Below are 24364 nucleotides of genomic sequence, written 5' to 3' on the forward strand. Positions count from 1 at the left end.
CAGTCTTTTATTAATTGTTTTTAAATTTATTATTTAAATACGACTTCACCATAGTAATGAGGGTCTTTACCATTTTGTTTAAGCATATAAGTGCACTTGACGCCTTTTTTACCAAATTGACCAACAGGAGCATGATCTTTAAGTACATTTATTTTTTGACCATTGAAGTCACAAATAAAGTCACGGATAGAACCTTTAGTCGACGTAAAATCCCCAAGCTTCACTTTATGATTCTTTTTGAAAACAAAAGCTTTATGAGAGTTACCATTACGGTAATCGAACATATCCAAACTTAGGGTTGTTTTATAGCTTTTCGTTACAGCACCTTGGCCATTAGCATCGTTAATAATGCCTTTCCATGTTACGACTTTATTTTTACCTCGATAATGTTTTGGCGACTTTCCTGTGTCTCCACCTGGCATTAAAGTAAAAGTAATAATTTCGGCATTACTGCCGGGGCGAGACTTCCATGAGCATTCAATGCCGTTTTTGAATTGATGGTAATTCAATCCTTTTAAACCTGGCCCTTTAATAGCAGGGCAGGTTACTTTACCGCCAATGCTATCAGAGTACATCATTTTGTATTCTTCAGGTTTTATATATGCTTTGTTATCGCCATTACCGTAACGAACTTCATCGTAAGGAATGGTCAAGAAAACTCCTTTCGTGCCGATTTCGCCTCGCAATGACTGTGCACCAAAATTCGGATCGTCTACTGCGTAAGCTGTTGATGTGAAAGCGACAGCAAGTAATGCTGTGCTAAAGATGTGATGTTTCATTGTTCTGGATTCCAAATTCCACAACCCGGCTATCTTCCCATTTCCTTACTTCTTTCAGAGAAGACCCGTGGCTTTCCGTCCCTACCTCACAGTAGGTTTGGCAGTATTAATACATTAGTTTTGTTAAAAACATATTTGTATAACTACATGAGCACCTATTTATAGTTCCTAAATAGTGTTCAAAATACCTGCTTTTTTAAACGTGGTTTAAATCATATTCCATATTCAAGAAATAATGATCGAAAAGAAGTGTAGGTGAACAATTATTTAATGCAAAATAATTAGTATAAATTTATTATTCCTGTACCTTAAAGTAGGTATTCTGGTTCTGTTTTGGGTTCAGTGTGTTGTTTTTGGGTATTTTTTATGATTTTGATTCTAAATAGAATATATTTTAGTGAAGTTCTATAGCTTTGAATAAAAATGGTATTTTATTTGAAATGTTTTTTATTTCTTTAAAGTATACTGATTGAGCAGTGTTTTTATATTAGGCACTGCTCTATATGTTTATTAAGCTTTTTTAACAAACTTAGCGGTTACCATCATTTCACCGACGCCATCAACTTTACAGTCTAGTTCGTGGTCTTTTTTATCTAACACGCGGCGGATCACGGCTTTGGTACCAATTTTAATTACTTGTGAGCTGCCTTTAATTTTTAAATCTTTCGCAACAGTCACTTTGTCGCCATCGACCAATAAGGTGCCGTTAGCATCTCTTACATCGATCACATCATCGTTATTAACAGCATTTGGATCCCACTCATGAGCGCACTCTGGACATACTAAGTTGTTTTGATCTTCATATACGTATTCAGAATTACATTTTGGACAAGGAGGAAAAGACATAAAAACACCTTGGTTAATTTTAAAAGCGTATTTTAATGGCTAAGAGCAAACTAAGCGAGCATAAGGCTTATATTTTATGGCTCAGACGTGTCGAGTTCTTTGGTAATAGAGAATATTCCTCTTAAATCACCAAGCCGATAGCCTGTGGCTAAATCATGGGGGTAATGCTCACTAAGCACTTGCTTTACTTCTGGAGCAATCGTTTGACCATGACAATTGAGGCAAACTGGCGCGACTTTTATTGCTTTAGCAAAGCGGAATTGGCCATCTTTATTGGTCGAGAAAGTCACATTATCAATGCTTTCTGAGTTTCTGATCATATCAACTAGCTGGGCGATTTTTTCAGCTTCCCAGTCATCTGGTTTATTGTTCGGATTTCGGTTTTTAGTGCTTTTACGTGCCACAGTCCAACCATCGGTTGATAAGCTTTCGGCAATAGCAGGGGCTTGCATTTTGCACACGTTAATACCTTCAACTAAACCGCCTTGTTTTATAGCGGCTCCTAGTGCTGATTTGAGCGTAGTGGCAAATTCAGTTGCTCGCTCAGCTGCTTGGGTTTCTAGGGTAGCAGAATTCGTTTCAGCATAAAGGTTAGGTGAAAGCAATAGAGTGCAAAGCGCTATCGTTCTTAAAGTGTGCATTGTAAGGCCTTATATTAGATATATCTAATATAGTAGTTCGCATTTACTTTACATGCCAATTTAAGCTGCAAAAAACAGGATTCACGTTAATAGCATGCTGGAGTGTTGCTGTTAAATTGGTTATGGTGAGAAAAATATTCAGAGAACAAAATATGAAAAAATTAGTTTATATCGCTTTATTGTTATTTTCTGCTTTTACATTTGCAAGCTCAGGTCCTTATAGTGGAGATATCAGCGTTGCCGACTTACTTAAAGACTATCCTGCTTTTAGTGAAGAATATAATGATTACTCACCCAGTGAAGAAGAGCTAAGTACTATAAGAGCACTGCAAGGTAAGCAAGTGTTAGTGTTTTTAGGCACTTGGTGCCATGACTCTAAACGTGAAGTCCCTCGTTTTTTAAAACTTATTGATACAGCGAATGTGCAATTAGGATCCCTTAAATTAGTGGCTGTAGGCTACGATAAGCTTGATCCTGCCGGTTTAGCAAAGCAGCACGATTTACTGTATACGCCAACCATTATCGTTAGCGATGGCGAAAAAGAGCTCGCGCGCATGATAGAAAAACCAAAGCAAAGTATTGCTACTGATTTAACTTTGCAAAACTAGATCTCAAGCTAGCAGTACCAGATTGCCTGATGCAATATAGCCAAAGTGATTGTTGCCATTTACAATCACTTTGAAGCAATAACAATGAGAACCCATGATGTATACCGCCGTTATTAAAGCCATTGATACAGCCAATGCAGTAGACCCAAACAGAGTTCTAGTCGATGAACAAGAATTTGCAAAAGAAGGTTTATATGCCATGCGTATGACCGATATGCTCAATCGTTTTAAGCCTCAAGCCGATGAGCTAATGCATATTGCTGCCCGAGGGCAACATATTGAGCGCTGGCGCTCTCCGCGAAGTGATTTTCCTATGGGTAAGCAAGGTTATTATCAATGGCGCACTGCTTTATATGATTTTCATGCTGAGCGTGTAACAGCCCTCATGAAAGCGGCTGGTTATTCAACGGCTGATTGTGAGCGTGTTTATGCAGCCGTTGCTAAAAAAAATATAAAACGAAATCCTGATAGCCAATTGATTGAAGATATCGCCAGCCTCGTGTTTATTGAGCATTACATGCTTGACTTTGCAAGTAGCAAGCCTGATTACGATGAGCAAAAATGGCTGGGTATTATTCGTAAAACATGGCAAAAAATGTCAGATGAAGCACATGAATTTGTATTAACTGGACACATCAGCTTACCTGAGCCACTTAAGCCGTTAATAACAAAAGCGCTAAATTAATTATAAAAACAAGGATGTAATATGTTTTGCCCACGTACTAAAACAGCCCTTGAAGCAGTGAGTATTGGCGATGTTAAAGTATATTTATCAAAATCTGGTGGCGTATTTTTTGATAACCGACAAATATTTCACTTTAGCGATCCGAATTTAAAACCCGCGCAAGTGCTGGTGGCTCATTTACAAACCCTTCCAACAGAATGTGTTGATATAGCAACGCGAATTAATTGCCCGAAGTGCCCTGAGGTGGTGATGATGCGGCGTTTTTTTAGTCCACTAAAAGTGGTTGAAATAGACGAGTGCCCAAACTGTGCAGTTATTTGGCTCGATCATGGTGAGCTTGAAAAGATCCATGAAAATCATTTAACGCCAAAAGAGCGTGAAATGCTGCGTATTGATATGGCCAACAATCATGGTTTTATTCAAGTTAAAATCCCGAAAAGACGTCACTCTGTTCATGCTAAAAAGCCTGAGTCTAATGCAACGTCATCATTAGAAAAACTAGCAGAACTTGCGTATTTATCGATTTTGAATGACTGAAAATAAGAAGCCTGTACCAATTAAGATACAGGCTTTATTAGCTATTAAGTGTTAAAGCTTAACTAGCATTTTTCCTTTATTTTTACCTTCGAACAGCCCAAGAAATGCATCAACGGCATTTTCGATGCCATGGTAAACCGTTTCTTCAGATTTAATTTTTCCTTCGCTGATCCACGCACCCATTTGCTCAATAAACTCAGGGAACTGATCAAAATAATCAATCACGATAAAGCCTTGCATGGTGAGCTTTTTCGAGTTGATATAAAACAGGTTGCTTGGCCCTGGCTGTGCTGTGTCGTTATTGTAACCTGAGATCATGCCACATACAGGAATACGGCCGTAATCGTTCATTACATTAAGTGCGGCTTCCAGATGATCGCCACCTACGTTTTCAAAGTACACATCAATACCTTGTGGTGCCGCTTGTTCAAGAGCTTCTGTTAGGTTTGCTACCGTTTTATAGTTAATTACCTCATCAACGCCTAACGCTTTTACCATCTGAGCTTTTTCGTCAGAGCCAACCGATGCAATTACCTTACAGCCTTTTAGTTTGGCAATTTGGCACACTACGCTACCTACAGCCCCTGATGCCGCTGACACAAACACGGTGTCGGTTTCTTTTAGGCTAATTACCTTTGTTAAACCTGCCCATGCGGTTAACCCTGTCATGCCCATAGTGCTTAAAAATAGTTGGTCAGGCAGTGGTACATTAGGTAGTAGGGTTAAATCGCTGCCATCGCTAATGTGCATGGTACGCCAGCCACTAATGTGACTTACTTTGCTTCCTACCGGAAAGTCGTTATTGCGTGATTCAACTACTTCGCCGATAGCACCGGCTTCCATCACTTCGTTTAAGTTAAATGGCGAGATATATGATTTACGATCAATCATGCGTGGGCGCATGTAAGGGTCGACAGACATCCAAGTATTTTTAATTAATACCTCGCCGTCGTTCAAATCTGGAAGTGATACGTCTACCTGCGCAAAATTAGCCTGTGTAGGCATGCCCGTTGGGCGTGAAACTAAGTGAATTTGTTGACTTGTAACCATATAAACCTCGAATACTTGAGCTAGCTAGGCTAGTGAGCGAATAATTATAGCTTGCACTAATTATTTGCGCGCAAACTATTTGTGGCCAATTTAATGAAGTTTACGGTAAAAGGCAATAGATCGTCAGAAAATAATTTGCGCGCAAACTAAATTAAGGCAATAATACGGCTGTATTTCAGTTTAGGGTAATAGCATGAGCAACAACTTATCAGACAATGTGTGTTTCACTTTATACAGTGCAACAAATGCGTTGATCAGAGCGTTTCGACCAATCCTTGAAGCTTATGACTTGACCTATCCGCAATATATTGTGATGCACTCACTTTGGTATAAAAATCAGGTGAGTTTAAAAGCGCTTTCTCATGATACGCACTTAGACTCAGGCACCTTAACACCGATAGTTAAACGCTTAGAAACGAAAGGTTTATTGACGCGTCAGGTATCGAATGAAGATGAGCGCAAAAAAGTAATCTCATTAACAGAGCAGGGCATGCAGCTTAAAACTGATGCCGAAGCATTAACGGCTAAGTTAATGGCGCGCTCAAACATGAGTTTGGAGCGAATCGAGTTACTACGTGAATTAACCCTTGAGCTGCACACTGACCTAACAAAAGACTAACCATTACAAATGGCTAATCTTCTATTAAACACACCAAGGTGCCCTCAATAGCACGAACATACGCATAATGCTGGGCGTCTTTTTTAGTTGGCGGACACAATGGCTCAGCGCCAGCAAGCACTGCTTTATCGTAACTTTCTACTAAATTATGGCAGCTGAACCTTAGCTCAAAACCAAGTGCAGGTTGCTTAGGGTGGGCACGAATATACCCTTGCTTAAAATACGATTGCGCATGCGGATGGGTTGCAAAAGCAAGCTTAACAGGCCCTGTAACAAGTTCACCGTAATCGGCATCATCACTGATATGATTGGTATTAAAACCAAATGCTTGATAGTAAAAGTCGAGTACTTCTTCTACGTTATCGACGTAAATAACCTGACTTAAAAAGTCCATTTATGTTGCTCTATTTATTGTTCGTTTATTAAATAAAGCATAGTTTTAGTAATAAAAAAACCTTGTAAGTCATACTCACAAGGTTTTTTTTAATACTTTACACTTAGTTTAGCAATTGGCTAAGACTTGTTGCGATTTTCTTTCGCAAACGCACGGATTTTACGTTTTTGCGATAAGGTCACTTTGTTAGTACGACCAGCGTAAGGGTTGTCGCCTTCTCTAAATTCAATTTTGATTGGCGTACCCATGATATTTAATGCTTTGCGATAATAGTTCATTAAGTAGCGTTTATAGCTATCAGGTAAGTCATGAACTTGGTTACCGTGGATCACGATACGTGGTGGGTTATAGCCACCTGCGTGAGCATATTTAAGTTTAACACGACGACCGCGAACAAGTGGCGGTTGGTGATCGGCTTGTGCCATATCCATGATACGACGCAGCATCGCTGTGCTAATACGTTTAGTTGCTGACTCGTAGGCTTCGTCTACTGACTCAAATAAGTGACCAACACCTGTGCCGTGTAAGGCAGAGATAAAATGCAAACGTGCAAAATCGATAAAGCCCAAGCGGCGGTCAAGCTCTGACTTAATACGCTCTTTAACGTAATCATCAAGGCCGTCCCACTTATTTACAGCAACAACTAAAGAACGCCCTGCATTTAAAGCAAAACCTAGTAGGCTTAAGTCTTGATCAGAAATACCTTCGCGCGCATCAACCACTAGTAACACGACGTTGGCATCTTCGATTGCTTGTAATGTTTTAATAACTGAGAACTTCTCAACAACATCACTTACTTTTTTACGCTTACGAACACCTGCGGTATCGATAAGGATGTATTCTTTATCGTTACGTGTCATCGGAATATAGATAGAGTCACGGGTGGTACCTGGCATATCGTAAACGATTACACGTTCTTCACCTAAGATACGGTTTGTAAGTGTTGACTTACCAACATTAGGGCGACCGATAATAGCAAGCTTTATTGGCTTGTCAGCAAAGGCTTGCTCGCTGTTTTCGCCTTCTTCATCTTCGCTGTAAAGATCAATTAGTTCGTCATCACTTTCTTCAAGCTCTTCACTTTCGCTTGCAAGTTCAGCAATAACAGGCTGTAAGGTTGTATCAAGGAGTTGCGTGATACCACGGCCGTGAGCCGCTGCAATGTGATGCACTTCACCTAGGCTTAATTGATAGAATTCAGCACAATATGAGTCTGCATCAATACCGTCTACTTTATTTGCTACAACAAAACATTTCTTTTGTTGTTTGCGTAGATGGTTAGCAATCGCTTGGTCGGCAGCAGTCATACCTGCGCGAGCATCAACTAAAAATAACACGATATCAGCTTCTTCAATCGCTAATAGCGACTGCTCAGCCATTTCGGTTTCAATACCTTGCTCAGAGCCGTCAATACCACCCGTGTCTACCACGATAAATTCATAGCCATCGTAGTCAGCTTGGCCATATTTTCTATCTCGTGTTAAGCCTGGAAAGTCGGCTACGAGGGCGTCACGAGTACGTGTTAAACGGTTAAATAATGTGGATTTGCCCACATTGGGTCGCCCAACAAGAGCGATCACGGGAAGCATAAACTACCTCTTAAAAAAACAACAAAAGGCTTCGCCAAGCGAAGCCTTAGAAAAATAACGTTTACTATTAGTAAGTTAGTTTGGGATTTTAACCGCGCTAACTTCACCATCTCGGGTGTATAAAATTAATTTGTCACCGGCAACAACAGGCTCGATAAAGAAGCCTGAGCTGTCAAAGTCTTCGCGCGATACAAGCTCGCCCGTTTCTTTGTCTAACCAGTGCAGGTTACCTTCTTGGTCACCCAGTGCTAAATACTTACCAGCCACAGTTGGGCCTGTTAAGTACCAGCCGCGTAGTGCCGGTTGGCTCCAACGCTCAATACCTGATGTCTTATCTAGACCGTAAACAACGCCATCGCTATCAACTACATAGATAGACTGGCTATCCATAGATAAATCACGGTAGCTGCTATATTCACGTTTCCAAACAACATTACCAGAACGAATATCAACAGCGGCTAAATTACCATTATAGGCAATTGCGTAAGCATATGGGCCGCTGATCAGTGCTTGAGTATCCACATCAACTAAACGCTCAAATTCAGATGCCCCTTTTGGTGTGGCAATTTCAGCACTCCATGCAGAGTAACCGTTTTCTGAAATTAGTACGCTTAGCTTGCCTGTTTCAAGGCCAAGTAATACACCACCATTTGCGACGGTTGGTGAGCTTTGACCACGCAATGTTAGCGGTGGTACTTCTTGTTCAAAGCGCCAGCGTTCTTCACCTGTATCTGGGTGCACAGCTAATAATTTGCCAGAAGCTAAGTTTACAAAAATTAGGCCATCGCCTGCAGCTGGTTTAGCAAGTACTTCGCCAGGCATTGTTTTGCGCCAAACAATTTCACCGGTTTCGCGATCAAGGGCTGTTAAATAGCCGTGTTCAGAGCCAATATAAATCTTGCCGTAAGCTTGTAAAATACCACCCGATAATTTGGCACTTTCTGTGGTTTCCCAAGGCCAAAAAGATGCATTTTCACGTACGTCTGTTTGCCATAGCGTGTTGCCATTTTCAAGCGATAGCGCTTCAACTAGGCCTTCACGGTTTGCAACATACACCACATCATCGTGTACCACAGGTGTTAAACGTGAAAAATAGTGTTGAACACCATCACCTATTGATTCTTGCCACACTACGTCCGTTTCAAATTGATTAACAATTTGCGGTAATACAAGTTCTTCTTCGTCATCACTTGACGAACACCCAGTTAGGGTTGCGATACACAGAGCAAGTGTTGCCGCTGTTAACTTTTTCATCTTAACCCCTTACGCCGCTGGGCTAGTTTGTGCTAAGTCATCAAGTTTAATTTGTAATAACGGATTGTTATCAAGGCCACCATTGTCGGCAGCAGCTTGGTATTGACTGCGCGCCTCTGCTTTATCGCCTTGTGCAGCATAAACGTCGCCTTTTAATTCAGCAACTGCAGCGGTGAATGATGCTGGTAGCTGTGCATTCAAGGTTGTTAATGCTTGCTCAAATTGTTTTTGTGCAAGGTGAACACGTGCAAGACGCATTGTTGCCGTTGCTTTTAGCTCTTTATTTTGTTCATTAGTGATGATCCAGTTTAGCTTTTCGCTAGCTGTATCAAGGTCACCTTTCTCTACTGCTTCTTTAGCAGCAACAAAAGCAGCTAACGTGCTATAACTTGATTCGCTATTGTTTTTAATGAAGTTATCCGCATTCTCTAGCACGGCACCACTTTCAACAAGTTGATTGAATGAGTCAGATGCATTTTCTGCATTGGTGATTTGGCTTTGGTTATACGCTTTCCACCCGTATAGTCCACCTAAACCAGCTACGATACCAATACCTAGTGCTAAACCGTTTTCACGGAAAAAGCGTTTGATTGCTTCTGCTTGTTGTTCTTCAGTTGAATAAATTTCCATGCTTACCTCTGTTGCTAGCTGGGCTTAAATAAGCTCAGCTAGTAGCGTTTTCGCTTCTTCTAGTTTTAAGGTGACTTGTTCTTTACGCTCACGTAAGTACTTAATTGTCACAACGCCTTGTTCTAATTCATCTTCACCGATAATAACGGCCACGAGTGCATCGCTTTTATCTGCGCGTTTTAACTGTTTTTTAAAGTTGCCGCCGCCAGCGTGAACCATAACACGAAGGCCAGCAACGTCATTGCGTAATTGAGCTGCAATAATTGGCGCTTGAATGCTTGCTTTGTCGCCCATGGCTGCCAAATATACATCAGCACTACGGCGGATGTCACCTACACATTCCAAGGCTTGAAGTAATAACACCAAACGCTCAAGACCCATAGCAAAACCAACTGCAGGGGTTGCTTTACCACCGAGTTGTTCTACAAGTCCATCGTAACGGCCACCGGCACAAACAGTGCCTTGTGCGCCTAAACTATCGGTTACCCATTCAAACACAGTGCGGTTGTAGTAGTCTAAACCACGCACTAGTTTTTCATTAACCGTGTATTCGACGCCAGCAGCGTCTAAACGTTCACATAAATTTGCAAAATGTTCTTTTGATTCAGCGTCTAAGTGCTCTGATAATTTAGGTGCATCAGTCAAAATTGCTTGTACATCAGGGTTTTTACTATCTAAAACGCGTAACGGGTTAGTGTGCATACGACGTTTTGAGTCTTCGTCTAGTACATCTACATGCTGTTCTAAATAGGCAACAAGCGCATCACGGTAGTCAGCACGCGCTTCATTTGAGCCCAGTGAGTTAAGCTCAAGACGAACGTGTTCGCTAATACCAAACTCTTTCCATAATTGGGCTGTCAGCAAAATAACTTCTGCATCGATATCAGCAGTGGCGATGCCGAATGTCTCTAAACCAAATTGGTGGAATTGACGGTAGCGGCCTTTTTGTGGGCGCTCGTGGCGGAACATCGGACCCATGTACCATAAGCGTTGTTCTTGGTTATACAGTAAACCGTTTTCATTACCTGCACGCACACATACTGCAGTACCTTCAGGGCGAAGTGTTAGGTTATCGCCATTACGGTCAGCAAAGGTATACATTTCTTTTTCTACGATATCAGTCACTTCACCGATAGAGCGCTTGAAAAGGTCGGTTGATTCAACAATTGGAAAACGAATTTCTTGATAACCAAACGATGAAACTGTTTCACGTAAAATGTCTTCTACTTTCTGCCAAATTTGCGTATCGCCTGGCAGACAATCGTTCATACCACGAACTGCCTGAATTTGTTTTGCCACTGATAAATCCTAAATACTGTACTTGCGCTGAAAAATCGCGCATCAAGAAAAACTAAAAAATTGACCCGCTATTATACCGTTTGGGCGATAAAGGTAAACGGCAAACCTGAGGGTTTGCCGAGTATATGCGAATTATTCAACGATTTTGATGTCGATTGGCGTTTCTTTCTCTTTTTTGGCGATAAAGTCACGCACATAACCTTCTAGCTGATCAACAATGTTATCGTTATCAATACGTGCTTTTTGACGCTCACCGTTAATATATAAACCAGAACGGCGGTTAGCTCCTGCAAGACCTATGTCGCTAACGAGTGCTTCGCCTGGACCATTCACCACACAACCAATAACAGACACTGACATAGGCTCAACCACGTCTTCTAGTCGCTCTTCAAGCTGATTCATGGTGCTTACCACATCAAATTCTTGGCGTGAGCAACTCGGGCAGGCAATAAAGTTAATACCGCGTGAGCGAATGCGTAATGATTTTAAAATATCAAAACCCACTTTGATCTCTTGTACCGGATCGGCAGCAAGTGAAACGCGTAGTGTGTCACCAATGCCTTCGGCAAGCAGCATACCTAAGCCAACAGCTGATTTAACAGAGCCCGAACGCATACCACCTGCTTCGGTAATACCTAAATGCAAAGGCTGGTCGATTTCTTTAGCTAGTAGACGATATGCTCCCACCGCTAAAAATACATCAGAGGCTTTTACGGATACTTTAAATTGATCAAAGTCTAAACGCTGTAAGATTTCAACATGGCGCATTGCTGACTCAAGCAAGGCTTCTGGTGTTGGCTCACCGTATTTTTCTTGTAAGTCACGCTCTAATGAACCGCCGTTGACACCAATTCGAATAGGTATATTATGCTCACGCGCTGAGTCTACAACGGCACGAATACGTTCTTCGCTACCTATGTTACCAGGGTTAATACGCAAACAATCCGCGCCATATTGTGCCACTTTCAACGCAATACGGTAGTCAAAGTGGATGTCGGTCACAAGTGGAATAGTGACTTGCTCTTTAATGCTTTTAAATGCTTCAGCCGCTTCCATGGTCGGCACAGATACGCGCACAATATCGGCACCCGCATCTTGAATAGCTTGAATTTGCGCAACCGTGGCATCGATATCTAAGGTGTTGGTGTTGGTCATCGACTGAACGGCAATTGGTGCACCATCACCAATTGGTACATTACCTACGTTAATACGGGTCGATTTTCTGCGTTTAATAGGAGATTCTGAAAACATTGCGATTACTCTGATAACGGTAAAGTAAATTTGGCTAAGCGATTTTTGGCAAAATGTGAGGTGTCGACGGCTTCACCTTGAAAAGTAATATCAACCACTTGGTGTTTGCCAAGTACAACATTAAACGGCTGAGGGCCTGTTACGGTCATCACGTAACCGGCTTTTTTAACTCCAAATGCGATACGATCGCCATTGCCATCGTGAATTTCTACCCAGCTGTCTTCATTGAAGTGCATTACCACAGTGCTGTGTTCTGGGTCTAAATTACTCTGCTCTTCAATAGGCTTTTTAGCTTCAACGACGTTGGCATCATTGGTAGCAGGTTGTGCATTTTCACTCTCTGGTGGCACTGAACTTGTTGCTGGTTGCGCGTTAAGTTGCTCAGTTTCACTGCTCAACTGTTCTGTTGCTGGTGTAAGTTCACTGGTTTCGAGCTGACTTGGCATTACGGTCGCGGTTTGTTCTTCAAGTGCTGGTGAGCTATTTTGCCACCACCAAAAAACCGATGAGCCAATGATCACTGCTAAGATAAAGTAACTAAACAGCATCAATCGGTTATCATTTGCTTCTTTTTCTGTACGACGCGAAAAGCTCTGCATCTTTGACTTTTTAGCTGGCTCAACTTGCTCAGGTAAAAGAGCAAGAATTGCCTGAGTATCAATTTTAAGCTCACGGCAATAGCTTTTAATGTAGCCTCTTACAAACGTAATAGGGCCGAGTAGTTCGTGCTCATCGTTCTCAAGGCGTTGCAGCTGTAAAACGGATAGTTTTAATGCACTGGCAAGTTGCTCAAGGCTCATTCCTGCTTCTTCGCGGCGCTTTTTTAGCGCTTGGCCGAGCGTTTCTTGCGGTTGTTCTAGGTTATTTTCTTCATTCATAATGAGTATGAGTCAGGGTCCACTAATAAGAGTCTATGCCCAGGTTCAAGGGCAACGTCTGGGCTCAATTTATTCCAGCGCATTAATTGATCAATTAACACGCCATGCTGGGTGGCTATGCTGTACAACGTATCACCTTCAGTGATCGTGTGATAAATGTTCGGATCATTTAAATACACTTTGGTGCCGTTTTCGACCCGATCCGATTCTTTGAAGCCATTCCACTGCAAAATCTGCTGTAGTTTAACATTGTATCGCACCGAAATGCTAAATAGGTTTTCGCCATTTTGAATAATATGGTAGGGAATATTCAGCGCAGGTACACTTGGGTTTAGCATGGGGAGTTGTACTTGCTCTGCACTCACATTATAGCTAGGTTGGCTTGATGTAGATGAAAACCCAGAGTCGGTACTAAATACGCTTTCATCCTTTTGTGCTTCGTAAAATACCACACTGCCTGAACTGTCCGCTTCGACTTGATTTGATGAAACCGAAGGCTCTGGCTTATAAGCAGATTGTGGTTCACCAAACGAGACAATCGTTACGTCATCATTTTTAGTATTTGGTAAGCTGACTGAGGCAGTGGTCTGTGGGGTAACGTCAACAGATAGCGCGCTTATTACGGCTGACGTATCGACAGCTTGGTTACTATTTTTTGGTGTTGAAGTAACTGTTTTAAAGCCGGTACTTTCAGTTTCAATCTTTGCAGCTGTCTGCTGGCTTTTATTTTCATCAATTGTTGATGGTTCAATACCGTACGCTTGTTGATCATTACTTGATGTTGTTGCTAGCGCTTGCGCAGCTGGTTTTGAGTTAGATTCAGCAGACAGAGCCGTGCTTTGACCTGCTCGAGCCTTTGTTTGCGGTACTTTTTTCTTTACGATACGAATTTTTGGCTGCTCTTTACTCACAGCTAAGTTATCACTTGAAATTTGTAGCTCTTCTAACTGAGCTTGGCGATATTTTTCGCGTAAAATTTCAAATTCTGAGCGTTTATTTTGGCCTGATGAAATTATCTTTGCTTCGCTCGAACCTGGATAAGTTTGTAAAATGATCCCGGCTGTTTTTTCAGCTTTCTCGATGTGGCCCATTCGCTGTTGAATTAAATAACTGAGCATTAATGCTCTTGGGGTAACACGGCCTGTTGATTCGTACTTTTCTAAAACGCTTTCTGCTTTGTGTAAATCACTTTTAGCGTAATGAAGTCCAGCGAGAGTGATCAGCGATGAAGCGCGTTGTGAACTGTGATTTAAAGCTGATTTTAAGTATTTTTCTGCATTATCAAAGTCATCAAACTCAATTGCGCACAAAGCTAAATTTTCATAACTTTCTGCAACTCGAATATAGCTAGGAATTGCGATCGCTTTTAGAAATTCTTCAGCGGCACGGTCGTATTCGCCAATACCACATAAAAATACACCATAGTTATTTAAGGTGTTTGGATCATTTGGAGCAATTTTTAATGCGCGTTGATAGGCTTTATCGGCGAGTTCTGGTTCATCAACCTGTTGATAATAATAGGCAAGAGAATAATGAACTTCGGGAATATCAGGTGCAAAATCGGCAGCACGTTCTAAGTTGTACTTAGCTTGAGAATTATTGCCTGTTTTTAAGTATTGTAAAGCAAGGGCTATACGGGTGCGCGCCGCACCACTGTTGTTTATTTCTTTTTCAACAACGGGTCTGTTACTGCCGTCGTAGCTATTTTCTGTGACACATCCTGCTAATGCCAATGTACTAACTGTTAGGGCAAGTATAGATCGCATTACCTAATCTCTTCTTTGATTCCGTATGCCTATCTTACCGAAAAGCCTTTGTGTTGCATCTATTATTTTAAAAATAAAAGGTTTAGCACAAAGGCTTTACTTTAAATATTGTGATTATGCTTGGTGAACATTTACCGCAATTGCGTTATCTTCGCGCATTTTCTTCTTCGCTAAACGCTTAGTGCGGTCAACAACGTCGCCGACTAATTGGCCACAAGCTGCATCAATATCATCACCGCGTGTACGACGCACAATACAGGTAATGCCCGCTGCTTGTAGTACTTTTGAAAAGCGGTCGATGCGGCTGTTACTTGAGCGACCATATTCGTTACCCGGGAATGGGTTAAACGGAATAAGGTTCACTTTTGAAGGCGTCCCTTTTAGTGTTTTAACCAATTCGTGTGCTTGATCTGTGCTGTCGTTCACACCTTGCAGCATAACGTATTCGATAGTCACATCTTTATTTGCTTTAGAGCCATCAATATAACGACGGCACGCCGCTAAAAACTCTTCGATTGGGTACTTTTTATTGATTGGTACCAGTACATCACGCAGCTCATTGTTTGGTGCGTGCAGTGAAATAGCCAGCGCTACGTCGATTTTCTCTTTTAATAAGTCAAGCGCAGGCACCACGCCAGATGTACTTAAAGTAACGCGACGTTTTGATAAACCAAAACCCCAATCGTCCATCATAAGCTCCATCGCAGGTACGACGTTTTTAAGGTTAAGCAGAGGCTCACCCATACCCATCATTACCACGTTAGTCACAGGGCGTTTTGTGCTGTCACCGTCTAAACCAATGTCTTTTGCTACGCGCCAAACCTGACCGATGATCTCAGACACAGATAAGTTACGGTTAAAGCCTTGTTGTGCTGTAGAGCAGAACGTACATTCAAGAGCACAACCAACTTGTGATGAAACACATAAAGTTGCACGGTCTTTTTCAGGGATCCAAACAGCTTCGACTTCTTGGCCACCTTTAAGCAATAGGGCGTATTTGATGGTGCCATCACTTGCCACTTGCTTAACAGAGATTTCTGGAGCAACAATTTCGCATTCAGCTTTTAGTTTTTCTTTAAGCTTTTTATTGACGTTGGTCATATCGTCAAAATTGTCTACACCAAAATGATAAATCCATTTCATCACCTGATCGCCACGGAATGGCTTTTCACCGAACGATACGAATAGCTCACGCATTGCGTCTCGGTTTAAATCTAACAAATTAATCTTTTTTTCAGTGGTCATGAAACAACCTCAATCAGTGACGGTGGTAAGTAGTTTTGGTGCGCGATTGTATATTATTTAATCGACTTAGTCATTAGCTAAACAGATTTACAATAGGCTTAGCTAATGACTAAAAAAGGGCCCGAAAGCCCTTTTTCTTCTGCATCACAGACTTAGCTGTGAACTCGAAATTAACGAGTACGTGGGCAGATTTCTTCGTCAGCGAAGAAGTATGCGATTTCACGTGCAGCTGATTCAACAGCGTCTGAACCGTGAACAGCATTTTCGTCGATGCTGTCTGCGTAGTCAGCACGTAAAGTACCAGCTAGTGCTTCAGCAGGGTTAGTAGCACCCATGATTTCACGGTTTTTAAGTACTGCGTTCTCACCTTCAAGAACAGTAACCATTACTGGACCAGATGTCATGAACTCAACTAAAGCACCGAAGAAAGGACGCTCGCTGTGCTCAGCGTAGAAACCTTCAGCTTTCTCTTTTGAAAGGTGAACCATTTTAGCTGCAACAATTTTAAGACCCGCAGTTTCGAAACGGTTGTAGATTGCACCGATGTGGTTTTTAGCAACTGCATCAGGTTTTACGATTGAAAAAGTACGCTCTAAAGCCATCTTTATGCTCCAATAATTTTGAATATAAAAGGATAAATATTAACGGGCGCGAATTATACGCGCTTTACGTGAAAATTCCTAATTTAATTAAACATTAGCGTGATGGCATTTTTATGAATGTATAAATTTTCCCTAGAGAAGTCATGCAGTCAACCAATAATCGTATGGTAAGTTAATGATACCAAAGTAATTGGGGCATAGTTTGTACTCGATACTCTTACCTTTAATGTCGCTGATGTAGATAAAGATGTTTTGCGAACTCTATGCTCAATGTCAGGCCTGAAGTGCAAAATCAGCACATTATTTTCACTGATATTTACTAAGCAATAACGAGGTGTTTTTTTAGTTTTAAGGCATTCAAATTTTAAAGCTGAAGTTAGCTTTATTTAGCTTAAACAAATAATTAACAATTAATGTGCAGTTGTTAATTTTAGGTTCATTTAAGTCTGGGTTTTCTATTCTTTATCATCCTTTTGTTTTTTATTTTCTCCTATTAATTAGTGTTTTAACTCTACTTTTTGCATCACTCTTTAATTAGTGGTTAGTAATTCACCTTACATCAAAATGTAACTCAAATGTTAAATTTGAGTGTACAAAACGCTACATGGTTTTACGTGAATTCCGACTTCTATTCAGTCATAAATTAGTAACGGATTGCTTCTTTGTCATGGGCAAAGTTCAGTTCTGAGAAAACAATTCTAATAATTGAAGGAGATATCAATGAAATTACGCAGCGCGTTTACCAAGCTGTCATGTGCTTCGGCCTTTGCTTTAGGCACGATGCTGACACTTTCGCCAGCAGCGAATGCAATGAAATTAAAACAACAAAATTTGCAACAGATGACGGTGGAATCACAAAGCATCATTTCAGGACGCGTAGTTAGTGTTACTGACGGTTTTGATAATAACCGCCCTTATACTGAAGTGACCATTGAAGTTTCGTCTGATGCAAAAGGCAAAGTAAAAGAAGACTCAACTTATACATTTCGCCAGTTTGGTTTGATTAAGCCTCGTTCAATGGGTAATGGCAAAGTTTACTTAGGGGCTACACCTGAGGGATTTTCTAAATGGCGCGAAGGCGAGCAAGTGATTGCTTTTATGTATAAACCAGCATCTATTACAGGCTTTCAAACTACGGTAGGTCTGGCACAAGGTAAGTTTGTTGTACGTAACGGTAAGGTAGAAAATATTTTTGCTAATCAAGGCGTTTTTGAAGGGTTAGACACCAGTAAGTTGTCAGCTGAACAACAGAACCTTTTAACCACACCAGGTGCGGTTGATGTAGGTGTTTTTATGGATTTAGTGGGTAAACTATCTGGAGTGCAACAATAATGAAATTTTCAAGAATCGCAGCAGCATTAGCGCTAGCAACAGTATCAACCGGTGCATTAGCTGGCGGCCCTTTGTATATTCATGAACAAACTATGCAGCCTTACAAATGGGATACTTCAAATGGCAGTATTCCTGTTTGGACCGATGGTGGTCAGCTGATCAAAGACAAAGATGGTAATGATGTTGAAACATTTAGTGTGCTTGAAAAAGGTACCGTATTTAACATTGATGTTACCTTACCTGATGGCACTGTGATCCCAGCGAATACAGAGCTCGACCGTGACTATACTTTTTTAACAGTTGAGCAAGCAAATGCAGTGACAGCGAACGCTGTAAAAGAGTGGTCTGATGTTGAAACATCAACATTTGAGATGTCTATTCAAGGCACAATCTTTGAAAAAACCGGCATTGCTGATGTAACAGCTGAAAATGTAGACCAAATTTATGGCGTTGAAAACGGCTATGGTTTTTGGGTTAACTACGACACCGACGGTGGAATTTTAGAAAACTATTTTGGTGTGCCTCGCAATTCAGTGCTTGGTATTGCATTCCCAGAATGGGCTGATGAAGAAACAGGTGAAATATTAGAAGCCACTGCGTTGATGAATGGCTGGTATGTTGATATTAACGATACTGACGGCACGCAAGTAGGTGGGGTATTTACCCATGAGTTCGGTCATGCGATTAATATGTCTCACTCTCAAGCAAATGGTCATTTAGTGTATATGTCGGCAAGCTATAGTCCGCAATACGATGGTGTGCCTGGTTGTGCTGGTGTAACTAAGTTTACCAGCTCAAGTATGCTAGATTTCTCAGCGATTGAAACAATGTTCCCGTTTATTAATGTTCGCTCAAGCGCAGGTTCTAATCAGCATACCATTAATGTAAAAGACGATATTGTAAACATCTCTGATCTTTACCCAACAGCCGAGTACAAATCACAGTTTGGTAGCATTCAAGGCAAGCTTTTTACAAAAGAAGGCGTTGAGTACTCAGGTATTAACTTGATAGCTCGAAATCTTGATAATCCTTATGAAGATGTGATCAGTCAGCAGTCAGGTAATATGACTCAAGGTCGTATTGGACCTGATGGATCATTTACTATTAATGGTTTAACTCCGGGTGCGCGTTATGCACTTTATACCCAAGAGATTAATGCTGGCGGCTACCCAACTCAGCAAACAAATATTTTGTCAGAAGCAGAGTATTGGAATGAAAATGAAAGTGCGGACCCAAGTACTGATAATGCGTGTGCTTTAACTGAAATTGTTGTTTCAGCAGGCGAGACAAAGCAAGTTGAGATGATCTTTAACGGTTATCAAGACGGTATCCAATATACACCACTTATTTCAGCATTTGTTATGGACCACGCGAAAAATGGTAAGAAGGCGCTAGGAACAACGTCATCAGGTATCCCATTTTTATATGACAGCGCGACTAAGTCATTTGACACATTAGTTAGCCCTGATGGATACGCATTACTGAGCTCTACAAATACTGCGATGAATAAAACTGCAACTAAAGCAGCAATCACCGCACATTTTAATGACAACGGAATTATGCAAGGCGGTATCTGGGATATTAACTCAGGCCACGTATCAATGCTTGAAGACTTGACGGGTAATAGCTGTGCGTTATCTAGCCAGCAAGGTTTTAGCTCGCAAAGTGTTTGGGATATGGATGATGCGGGTAAACTTGTCGTAGGTAATACACGCTTCCCTTATGACGGAACTAACCGCTGTGCAGAAGGTGAAGGCGCTCGTTCTGTCGGTATGCCAACAGTATGGGATGTTAAAACAGGTAAGGCAACACTGTTACCAGGTACTAAGATGGTTGACCGTTCGTATGGTTCAGGTAAAGAAATCGCTCTAGTAGATGGTGATACCGAGATCCGTCGTACAGCATGGGCTCGAGCTGACCGTATATCAGGCAATGGTAAGACTATTACAGGTTCTACAAATGGCTTTACCCAAATTGCTTGGGTAAATGGTGAACTTGTTGATACTCATACCGAGTTTGGTGCGATTGATAACTCAGTTATTTCTGTTGATGGTCGCTATGTTGCGTTTGGTGCAATTGAAAACCGTCGTGCTGTTGGCGTTAAAGTTTGGGACACAGTATCAAATACCACAGAGCAAATTGGTAGCCTGCGTTGGTGTGACAACATTCCAGCGGTAAGCTTTTGGACTAATTACTGTGACCTAGGCTACAGCCATGAAGAGTTAGTTGAATTAGGTTTTGGCTTACCTTCAGTCATGGTACTTGATGCAAACGACGACTTGTCAGTAATTACGGGTCGTGCTGGTAGCCCATTAGCGGGCGGTTTTGTTGGCGCTATTTACCTTAAAGGTATTGGTTGGATGTCAACAGAAGAGTTCTTTGGTAAACAAGGCGTAACCGAAGCAAAAGGTATCTTAACCGATAACATGTTTGGTTTAAGTGCGAATGGCTCTGAGATTATGGCTGGTGTGGCTGGATTAACACTGTCAATCGAAATTGATGCCAATAAAGCATTTGTATGTGATAACGGCCGCGACCGTGAGCTTAGCTTCCCTAAGCAAGTGGTTGAGGCAGTTAAACTAGGTGCTGAATTTGGTCGCTGCGCGCACTTAGATGACTAATCGTTTATTTTGTTAAGCGCATAAGACCCACTGAAAAGTGGGTCTTTATTTTAATTTTTACAGTATCAAAGAGTTTTCAATGTTTAAAAGAATCCCACTCTATGCTGCCGCCTTGTTGTTAAGCTTTACTTCTTTTAATGGATGGGCACAATCAAACCCAACAACAGATAACTACCAAGATAAAAGTGAATTTCCCAGCGAATTAATGACTGTATGGGAATTAGATGCGCCAGCATCGATAGAATATGCGAAAAAGTCAGCAAATTGGAATGACAGCTTCGCCAAACTTATGACTAAGTTAATAGCGACAAATAAAAATGTTAGGTATCAATTTGAGAATAATAGCCTAATAAGCTTTTATAATGACTCTCGGCAACAGCTCGCTATTCACTTAAATAAACAAACTACGCGCTTTTATCTATTTGAGTTTCAGCAAGCAGGCAAGCCCGCTGAGTTGAAAATTGAAAAAGCCGCAGGGGGGCGTATTAATATGCAAGCTGACGGTTTACTTGGCTATCAGTTTTTACTTTGGAAAAAGCGCAGAGAGCGTTTATCAGGAGTTTAAGGCGATAACTTTAATGAGAATAGCTCGTCAGTCGACTTTGCTATAAAGGTGACCATCTTACGGTCACTTTTTGCTTTAGACATCATTTATACATATGCATGCTATGTGATACCAATTCGCAATAATACTTAAACATTTTGAAGCATCAAACCTGTCGCTAACAAGGTTTTATTGCCTCAAAAGAGATCCCTTAATTAAGCGTATTGGTATAACCGTGCTGCTGAGTTTTATTGAATCATGATCTAGATCAATAAAATTACTGGGCAGATTATTATACTCCCGCGCTTCATTATCGTATTAATTCATGCAACCGACTTGTACTCGGTTCGATGTATGGAGCTTTCATGTCGTCACCTATTTTGACCCCTCGTCCTTTTACGCCTGAGTTGTTATCACCTGCAGGTAGTTTAAAGAATATGCGTTATGCCTTTGCCTATGGTGCAGATGCTGTTTACGCTGGGCAACCTCGTTATAGTCTTCGTGTTCGAAACAATGAGTTTGACCTAGATAACCTGCAAATCGGTATTAACGAAGCGCACGCGCAAAATAAAAAATTGTATGTGGTGTCGAACATTGCTCCTCACAATGCCAAAGTTAAATCGTACCTACGCGATATTGAGCCAGTCATTGCGATGCAGCCTGATGCACTGATCATGTCTGATCCTGGGCTTATCATGTTGGTGCGTGAAAAATGGCCAGATATGCCGATTCACTTATCTGTGCAAGCGAATGCAGTCAACTATGCCACGGTGAACTTTTGGGCTCAGCAGGGTATTGAGCGAGTTATTTTATCGCGTGAATTATCGCTTGAAGAAATCGCTGAAATTCGTGAACTATGCCCAAATACAGAACTTGAAGTGTTTGTTCACGGTGCACTATGTATGGCGTACTCTGGCCGTTGTTTGTTATCAGGTTACATTAATAAACGCGATCCAAACCAAGGCACTTGCACTAATGCATGTCGTTGGAATTACGATGTGAAACCCGGCACCGAAAATGAAACCGGCGAAATGGTGCATAAAATCGACCCTAAAGCGGTGATCCCAACACTTGGTGATGGTGCACCAAGTAACGAAGTATTTATGCTTGAAGAGCAAGGCCGTCCTGGCGAGTACATGCCTGCTTTTGAAGACGAGCATGGTACTTACATTATGAACTCTAAAGACTTACGTGCAGTTCAATATGTTGATCAGCTTACAAAAATGGGCGTGCATAGTTTAAAAATTGAAGGCCGAACTAAGTCTTTCTACTATGTTGCTCGTACTGCGCAAGTATATCGTAAAGCCATAGATGATGCGGTTGCTGGTCGTCCATTTGATGCAAACTTATTTAAAACTCTCGAAAACTTAGCACACCGTGGTTATACCGAAGGGTTTTTAAAGCGCCATGCGCATCAAGACTATCAAAACTATGAGTACGGTCATTCGGTATCAGATAAACAGCAGTTTGTGGGTGAGGTATTAGGCCGTAACGATAATGGCTTAGTTGAAATTGATGTAAAAAATAAATTCTGTACTGGTCACTCACTCGAGCTTATGACGCCAAAAGGGAATATCAACTTCAAGCTAGATTTTATGGAAAACAAAAAAGGCGAAGCCATTAGCGATGCAAAAGGCTCAGGCCATATTGTTAAAATTCCTCTGCCAGAAGATATCGATTTAGATCACGCAATTTTGATGCGCAATCTTGATGCTAACCAAGATACTCGTAATCCTTTCAATAAAGCTTAATAGAAGATGCGCTAAGTCATACTTAGCGCATTTACTTCTTATACCTGTTGTTGTCTTAACCTTTGTATATCTTTTTGCGGAGGCAGGCCAAATAAACGGCTGTACTCGCGACTAAATTGAGAAGGGCTTTCGTAACCGACCACACCACTTGCTTGACCAGCATCAAGACCATTGATCAGCATTTGATCGCGAGCTTCTTGCAGGCGTAAGGTTTTTAAATACTGCAATGGGCTGGTGCCAGTAATGGTTTTAAAGTGTTGGCGAAATGTTGATGAGCTCATATGCGCTTGTTTTGCTAACTCGTCAATTTGCACTGGGCGCATAAAGTTGGTTTTAAGCCAGCTCACAACTCTAACGATATGACTACTTGGTGACCCCTCTGATGCCAGTTTTCTAAGGTGAGGTCCATGAGGCCCCTGTAAAAGGCGAATAACAATTTCTTTCATGAGTAATGGCTGTAAGCCGTCGCGAAGTGCGGGATTATATTCAAGCTCAAATAATCGAGTGAGTGCATCAGTGAGTCCTGCATCGATATTATGAATAGAAATGGGCTCAAACGTTTCGTTGCGTGATTGCTTTGGCAGTTTAAGTTCTGCGGCTGTTTGCAAAATTAAGTTGTAATCAAGTTTTAGCACCATGGCAACAAATGGCTGGTGGCGTGTCGCTTCGGTCACATGGGATACTACAGGTAAGTCGAAAGTGGTTAACATGGTTTGTCCACCAGAGCAGGGCAGTACACTGTTTTCAACTGAAAGCATTTTTGCACCTTGCAGCACCACCGCAAGGCTTAATGTGTAAATACAATGCAAGGGGTCGGTTGGTGCATTACGAATGTGCAATGTGAGCTCTGGTGTATGAGAGGTAATATCACCCGCTTTATTAGCGAATAACATAATCTTTTGCGCAAGTGGCTTAGCAATCTCTTGATGGTTGGTGTCTATCATGTTTAAAACTCACGGTTAGTTATCTTGGCTGTCAAATTTATCAAGCATATCTTGGCTACTAATTTGAGAGCCCATACGGCCACGATTCACGTACCTGTGAGAAAACGTTTTTGCGCCATTTGCCCGAACCAGCTTTTCAAAATCATCAATAAAATGCTGTTCGAACTTACTATTAAAGGTATTAAATAAAATCACATTTTTACCTGAAAAGTCATTATTTTTTGCAAACTGCCAAATCGGTGGGGCAGGGCTATAAAGCCAAATAGGCGAGCCTAAATAAATGGTGTGATACTTTTCAAGGTTTATATTGCTCGGGGTAATTGTTGCTACGTTGCTTCTGGCATCATTGAGAGCAGCTATCCAACCAGGAATACCTAGTACTCTTTCACATATATTTTGATCAGTTGCCCCTACTTAAATTCAGGTAACTGATCTTTTTCAATCAATAATTCAATACTCCTGCTTTTTCCAGTAACTGATGTTATAAATTTCTTCTTCT

The 24364-nt window shown here is 41.3% G+C and carries 24 protein-coding genes and 1 riboswitch; of the genes, 8 read left to right on the top strand and 16 right to left on the bottom strand.

Annotation, left to right across the window (positions count from 1 at the left end; translation table 11 throughout):
• Window positions 1–29: 29 nt before the first annotated feature.
• The 3 genes from L1267_RS11970 to L1267_RS11980 all read right to left on the bottom strand — a co-directional run bounded on the left by L1267_RS11970 (window position 30) and on the right by L1267_RS11980 (window position 2266).
• The gene (locus L1267_RS11970; protein WP_235382968.1) at window positions 30–779 is read right to left on the bottom strand and encodes a hypothetical protein; all 750 of its coding nucleotides are present in this window, start codon (window positions 777–779) and stop codon (window positions 30–32) included.
• Window positions 780–795: 16 nt separating this feature from the next.
• Window positions 796–891: riboswitch (cyclic di-GMP riboswitch) on the bottom strand.
• A 398-nt stretch (window positions 892–1289) separates the two neighbouring features.
• On the bottom strand, window positions 1290–1625 hold the full coding sequence (locus tag L1267_RS11975) for a zinc ribbon domain-containing protein YjdM (protein ID WP_135926777.1): 336 nt from the start codon (window positions 1623–1625) through the stop codon (window positions 1290–1292).
• A 74-nt stretch (window positions 1626–1699) separates the two neighbouring features.
• Window positions 1700–2266 (bottom strand): Tll0287-like domain-containing protein, encoded by a 567-nt coding sequence (locus L1267_RS11980; RefSeq protein WP_235382969.1) that lies wholly within the window; start codon window positions 2264–2266, stop codon window positions 1700–1702.
• Window positions 2267–2418: 152 nt separating this feature from the next.
• Here L1267_RS11980 and L1267_RS11985 point away from each other — a divergent pair, with 152 nt between their 5' ends.
• From L1267_RS11985 to L1267_RS11995, 3 genes are all read left to right on the top strand, one after another.
• Complete coding sequence (locus tag L1267_RS11985) at window positions 2419–2874, top strand: thioredoxin (protein ID WP_235382970.1); 456 nt, start codon at window positions 2419–2421, stop codon at window positions 2872–2874.
• 97 nt (window positions 2875–2971) lie between these two features.
• Window positions 2972–3559 (top strand): DUF4202 domain-containing protein, encoded by a 588-nt coding sequence (locus L1267_RS11990; RefSeq protein WP_235382982.1) that lies wholly within the window; start codon window positions 2972–2974, stop codon window positions 3557–3559.
• 21 nt (window positions 3560–3580) lie between these two features.
• Complete coding sequence (locus L1267_RS11995; protein WP_235382971.1) at window positions 3581–4096, top strand: TFIIB-type zinc ribbon-containing protein; 516 nt, start codon at window positions 3581–3583, stop codon at window positions 4094–4096.
• 51 nt (window positions 4097–4147) lie between these two features.
• On the opposite strand, the gene L1267_RS12000 is transcribed toward L1267_RS11995, so the two are convergent.
• A complete protein-coding gene (locus tag L1267_RS12000; protein WP_235382972.1) occupies window positions 4148–5146 on the bottom strand; it encodes an NADP-dependent oxidoreductase in 999 nt (332 codons plus the stop codon).
• Between the two features lie 193 nt (window positions 5147–5339).
• Between L1267_RS12000 and L1267_RS12005 the strand changes: the two genes are divergently transcribed.
• Window positions 5340–5765, top strand: a complete 426-nt coding sequence (locus L1267_RS12005) for a MarR family winged helix-turn-helix transcriptional regulator (RefSeq protein WP_235382973.1) — start codon at window positions 5340–5342, stop codon at window positions 5763–5765.
• 13 nt (window positions 5766–5778) lie between these two features.
• Here L1267_RS12005 and L1267_RS12010 read toward each other — a convergent pair whose 3' ends face one another.
• The 10 genes from L1267_RS12010 to ndk all read right to left on the bottom strand — a co-directional run bounded on the left by L1267_RS12010 (window position 5779) and on the right by ndk (window position 16673).
• Window positions 5779–6159 (bottom strand): VOC family protein, encoded by a 381-nt coding sequence (locus L1267_RS12010; protein WP_235382974.1) that lies wholly within the window; start codon window positions 6157–6159, stop codon window positions 5779–5781.
• 119 nt (window positions 6160–6278) lie between these two features.
• On the bottom strand, window positions 6279–7748 hold the full coding sequence (gene der, locus L1267_RS12015) for a ribosome biogenesis GTPase Der (RefSeq protein WP_135926784.1): 1470 nt from the start codon (window positions 7746–7748) through the stop codon (window positions 6279–6281).
• Window positions 7749–7823: 75 nt separating this feature from the next.
• Complete coding sequence (gene bamB, locus L1267_RS12020; protein ID WP_235382975.1) at window positions 7824–9002, bottom strand: outer membrane protein assembly factor BamB; 1179 nt, start codon at window positions 9000–9002, stop codon at window positions 7824–7826.
• 9 nt (window positions 9003–9011) lie between these two features.
• A complete protein-coding gene (locus L1267_RS12025; RefSeq protein ID WP_135926786.1) occupies window positions 9012–9632 on the bottom strand; it encodes a YfgM family protein in 621 nt (206 codons plus the stop codon).
• A gap of 24 nt (window positions 9633–9656) precedes the next feature.
• Window positions 9657–10931 carry a histidine--tRNA ligase gene (gene hisS / locus L1267_RS12030; protein ID WP_138558258.1) on the bottom strand — a complete coding sequence of 425 codons (1275 nt, stop codon included), beginning with the start codon at window positions 10929–10931 and terminating at the stop codon, window positions 9657–9659.
• A gap of 132 nt (window positions 10932–11063) precedes the next feature.
• Window positions 11064–12182, bottom strand: a complete 1119-nt coding sequence (ispG, locus tag L1267_RS12035) for a flavodoxin-dependent (E)-4-hydroxy-3-methylbut-2-enyl-diphosphate synthase (RefSeq protein WP_054553525.1) — start codon at window positions 12180–12182, stop codon at window positions 11064–11066.
• 5 nt (window positions 12183–12187) lie between these two features.
• On the bottom strand, window positions 12188–13060 hold the full coding sequence (locus L1267_RS12040) for a RodZ domain-containing protein (RefSeq protein WP_235382976.1): 873 nt from the start codon (window positions 13058–13060) through the stop codon (window positions 12188–12190).
• Complete coding sequence (gene pilW, locus L1267_RS12045) at window positions 13057–14826, bottom strand: type IV pilus biogenesis/stability protein PilW (protein ID WP_235382977.1); 1770 nt, start codon at window positions 14824–14826, stop codon at window positions 13057–13059. The genes L1267_RS12040 and pilW overlap by 4 nt, the downstream gene beginning before the upstream one ends.
• A gap of 114 nt (window positions 14827–14940) precedes the next feature.
• Window positions 14941–16071: a bifunctional tRNA (adenosine(37)-C2)-methyltransferase TrmG/ribosomal RNA large subunit methyltransferase RlmN gene (locus L1267_RS12050; RefSeq protein WP_135926790.1), complete on the bottom strand. Its 1131-nt coding sequence runs from the start codon at window positions 16069–16071 to the stop codon at window positions 14941–14943.
• A gap of 170 nt (window positions 16072–16241) precedes the next feature.
• Entirely contained in the window at window positions 16242–16673 is a 432-nt protein-coding gene (gene ndk, locus L1267_RS12055) for a nucleoside-diphosphate kinase (protein WP_036972405.1), read from the bottom strand.
• Between the two features lie 720 nt (window positions 16674–17393).
• Between ndk and L1267_RS12060 the strand changes: the two genes are divergently transcribed.
• The 4 genes from L1267_RS12060 (at window position 17394) to trhP (ending at window position 22921) form a co-directional block, all read left to right on the top strand.
• Window positions 17394–18005 (top strand): hypothetical protein, encoded by a 612-nt coding sequence (locus L1267_RS12060; RefSeq protein WP_199527499.1) that lies wholly within the window; start codon window positions 17394–17396, stop codon window positions 18003–18005.
• Window positions 18005–20626, top strand: a complete 2622-nt coding sequence (locus L1267_RS12065; RefSeq protein WP_138558254.1) for a hypothetical protein — start codon at window positions 18005–18007, stop codon at window positions 20624–20626. Before L1267_RS12060 ends, L1267_RS12065 begins: the two co-directional genes overlap by 1 nt.
• A 79-nt stretch (window positions 20627–20705) precedes the next feature.
• Window positions 20706–21191: a hypothetical protein gene (locus tag L1267_RS12070; RefSeq protein WP_135926792.1), complete on the top strand. Its 486-nt coding sequence runs from the start codon at window positions 20706–20708 to the stop codon at window positions 21189–21191.
• A 344-nt stretch (window positions 21192–21535) separates the two neighbouring features.
• Entirely contained in the window at window positions 21536–22921 is a 1386-nt protein-coding gene (trhP, locus tag L1267_RS12075) for a prephenate-dependent tRNA uridine(34) hydroxylase TrhP (protein WP_235382978.1), read from the top strand.
• A gap of 38 nt (window positions 22922–22959) precedes the next feature.
• Here the strand turns inward: trhP and L1267_RS12080 are convergent, their stop codons facing one another.
• Window positions 22960–23865 carry an AraC family transcriptional regulator gene (locus tag L1267_RS12080; RefSeq protein WP_235382979.1) on the bottom strand — a complete coding sequence of 302 codons (906 nt, stop codon included), beginning with the start codon at window positions 23863–23865 and terminating at the stop codon, window positions 22960–22962.
• Window positions 23866–23880: 15 nt separating this feature from the next.
• Window positions 23881–24258 (bottom strand): flavodoxin family protein, encoded by a 378-nt coding sequence (locus tag L1267_RS23810; RefSeq protein ID WP_442960561.1) that lies wholly within the window; start codon window positions 24256–24258, stop codon window positions 23881–23883.
• Window positions 24259–24364: the final 106 nt, after the last annotated feature.

The organism is Pseudoalteromonas sp. OFAV1, from assembly GCF_021532595.1.
GTDB lineage: Bacteria > Pseudomonadota > Gammaproteobacteria > Enterobacterales > Alteromonadaceae > Pseudoalteromonas > Pseudoalteromonas lipolytica_C.